This window comes from Streptosporangium minutum, from assembly GCF_002149035.1.
GTDB lineage: Bacteria > Actinomycetota > Actinomycetes > Streptosporangiales > Streptosporangiaceae > Streptosporangium > Streptosporangium minutum.
On sequence record NZ_NGFP01000436.1, the window covers coordinates 1 to 3,272 of the forward strand.

The window sequence follows — 3,272 nt, forward strand, 5'->3', positions numbered from 1 at the left end:
CGACTGACCCCTGGCCCCCGAACACGACTGACCCCGCCGGACATCCGATCTGCCGGAGACGCCGGGCGGTGGTTTCGAGACGCGAGCACGAGCGGGTGGGAGTCCCCGCGATCCGTCGGGATCGGTCGCGCCGGGAGCGGCCGATCCCGACGGATCGCGGGAAAGCGCCGTCAGGAGCCTTCCGGCCAGCTGCTGTCGGGGAATCCTCCGGTGGCCGTGCCGCCGGGGAGCACGACCCGGTCGTTCTCCCGCAGACCCGAGGTGATCTCGACGTACCGGTCGCCGCGGACCCCGGTCCTGACCACACGCTCGGCACCGCCCTGAACGGTGACCACCGAGGACCCGCCCTTGGACCGCACGGCCTGGGCCGGAAGGTAGAGCGCCTGCTCCGACTCGGCGACGGTCACCCTGACGGTGGCGGTCTGGTCGACCATGAGACCGGCCGGAGCCTCGTCGAACGCGACCGTGACCCCGTATCTCACCAGCCGGTCGGTGGTGGTCGCGGTGGGCGCGATGCGGGTCACCGTACCGGTGTACTCCTCGCCCTCCCGGGTGGCCAGAGTGATCGCCGCCCGCTGTCCCAGCTTCAGTTTCCCGATGTCCGACTCGGTGAACAGCGCCTCCACCTGGAGCTCGTCGAGATCGCCGAGAGCGAGGAACGCGCCGGTGCCCACGCTGTCGCCGACCGTCCCGCCGACCGACAGGACGGTGCCGTCCGCGGGGGCGACGATCCGCACACCGGCCAGCTCCTCCCGGGCGTCCGTCAGGTCCGCCTCCGCCCTCTTCACGTCGGCCTCGGCCTGCTCCACACTGAGCGTCCGCTGCCCGCCGGTGCCGGTGCCCGACCGGCTGGCACCGCCGCTGTCGGCGCTCGGCCGGCCGGTGAGGCCGGTGCCCGGCTGGCCGGTGCCGTCGTCCTGGCCGGAACGGCGGCTGGAGCTCTGTCCCGGGCACGCGGTGGACCGCGGCCCGGGAGTCCGGCCGACGGTCGGCTCCGAGCTCGCACCGGGCTTGGCGGTCGGGGTCGCGGCGGTGGTGGGCCCGGCCGACGAGCTGGGGCCGGGGTGCTCGCTCGGCCCGGCCGTCAGGCTGGGCGCCGGGCCGGGACGCGTGGGTCCCGTGCTCGCGGGCGGATGGCCCGTGCCCGGCGTGGCGGTCACCGTGGCCGTGGCGGTGACCGTGGCCGTCACGGTCACGGTCGGGGTCGCCGTCACGGTGACGGTCACCGTCGGCGCGGGCTCAGGGGGGCCGTCGGTGAGGGTCGGCGACGGCGACGGGGTCGGCGTCGAGGACGGCGTCCGCGGCGTATCGGGGGAGTACCGGGCCGGTGCGATCCCGCCGGCCGGGGCGACCGCCACCGGCCGCTCCGATCCGGCCGGCGTGGACGTGCGGGCCGGGCCGGGCGTGCCGGTCGGGCCGGCGGTGCGGCTCGGACCGGCCGTGCTCTCCGGTCCGGCCGTCCGGCGGGGGCCGGCCGTGCCGCTCGGGCCGGGGGTGGCGGTGGGGCGTGYCGGCGACGACGTGGGTTCGCAGGCCGCCTGCCGGGCTGAGTCGGCCTGCTGCCGGTTCTGCTCCTGGGACTGCTCCTGGGCCTGGGGCTGCGCCGTCGCCGCTTCCCCGGCTCCGTCCAGCGCCTCCCGGGCCGCCGAGAGCTGCGCCTTGGCCGCGGTGTAGCGCTCGCGTGCGGGCGCCGAGCCGATCCTGGCCAGCACGTCGCCCTTGCCGACCTTGTCCCCGGCCCTGACGTAGACCTTCGTGACCGTGCCGGAGCCGCCGAAGGCCAGCTCCCGGGTGCCGTCGTCCACGGTGTTGCCCGCCGCGGACACCTCGGCCGTCACCGTTCCCCGCTTGGCGGCGACGAGCTCCACCCGGGGCGCCGGGGCCGAGCCGTCGTCAAGCGCGTAGAACACACCCGCGCCCACCAGGACGAGGGCGGCCAGAGCGAGTCCTCCCGTCCGCAGGGGCTTCGGGAGCTTGGTCGGTCTCATGACGGACCATCCTGGTCTGTTTGATTCACTCTCTCCTCACAAACAGCTGAGGGTTTCCTGCGTATCCCCGGCCGCCGTACGCGATCTTCAGCCAACCTTCAGCCGGAGCCGGGGTTGCACCCAAGGAAACTCCGCCAAGGTACGACTTTGTGAAGCTGTCGACCAAGCGCAGAGCGCTGATCGTGAACGGGACCCTCGGGGTCCTGTTGCTGGGCGGCGCGGGGATCGCCTACTCCTCTCTCGGCGGGGCGGCCTCCTCCTCCGCCGACGCCGCGGTGCGGACCGTGTCGGCGGCCCGGAGCACGGTGGTCGCCTCGGTGTCCGCCTCCGGGGCCGTGGAGAGTGCCCGGGCGCGGTCGCTCGGCTTCGGATCGAGCGGCACGGTGGAGAAGATCTACGTCAAGGTCGGGGACAGGGTCTCCAAGGGGCAGATCCTCGCGCGGCTGGACGACACCTCCGCCCAGGAGAGCCTGGACGCGGCCGCCGCCGCCCTGGACTCCGCGGACGACGACACCTCGACCGCCGCTTCCTACGCCCAGTACGTCACCGCCAGGAACACCTACCGGGCGGCCCGGCGCACCGTGGCGGGCACCGTCATCAAGGCCCCGTTCGGCGGCACGGTCACCGCCGTCAACGGCACGGTCGGAGGCTCCTCCAACGCGTCCGGCTCGTCCGGCTCGTCCGCGAGCACATCTCAGGGCGGCGCAGGCGCAAGTTCAGGCTCAGGCTCAGGCGGCGCAGGCTCAGGTGGTTCCGGTGGTTCCGGCGCCGCGGCAAGCGGGTCCGGCGGGTTCATCGAGCTCGCCGACACCCGGAAGCTCCAGCTCGTCGGCAGCTTCACCGAGTCCGACATCACCAAGCTCAAGGTCGGTCAGAAGGCCTCGATCCGGTTCGACGCGCTGACCGGCGTCACCGGGGCCGGCAAGGTCACCCAGATCCAGCCGACCGCGGCCACCAGCAACAACGTGGTCCAGTATCCGGTGACGATCTCCTTCACCGAGGTCCCCGACGAGGTCAGGCTCGGCCAGACGGCCACGGTCGAGGTGGTCGTCGAGCAGGCCGAGAACGTGCTCGCCGTCTCCTCCACAGTGATCTCCACGGCGGGCGGCCGGAGCACCGTGACGGTCCTGCGGGATGGCCGGCAGGTGCCCACCCAGGTCGAGGTCGGCGTCAAGGGCGACACGCTCACCGAGATCAAGTCGGGGCTCGGCGAGGGCGACCAGATCGTCCGCCCGGCGGCCACCGGCACCACCCAGCAGGGCGGTGGTCTCCCCGGTCTGGGCG

2 protein-coding genes are annotated in these 3,272 nt (G+C 73.8%); one reads left to right on the plus strand and one right to left on the minus strand.

Translation table 11 applies throughout. The annotated features are described in order from the left end of the window. Window positions 1-170: 170 nt before the first annotated feature. Window positions 171-1,988 (minus strand): efflux RND transporter periplasmic adaptor subunit, encoded by a 1,818-nt coding sequence (locus CA984_RS43185; protein WP_086579060.1) that lies wholly within the window; start codon window positions 1,986-1,988, stop codon window positions 171-173. A gap of 149 nt (window positions 1,989-2,137) precedes the next feature. On the opposite strand from CA984_RS43185, the gene CA984_RS43190 reads away from it, so the two are divergent. Then, window positions 2,138-3,272: efflux RND transporter periplasmic adaptor subunit (locus CA984_RS43190; protein WP_086579061.1), on the plus strand; the 1,135-nt coding region annotated here is incomplete at its 3' end.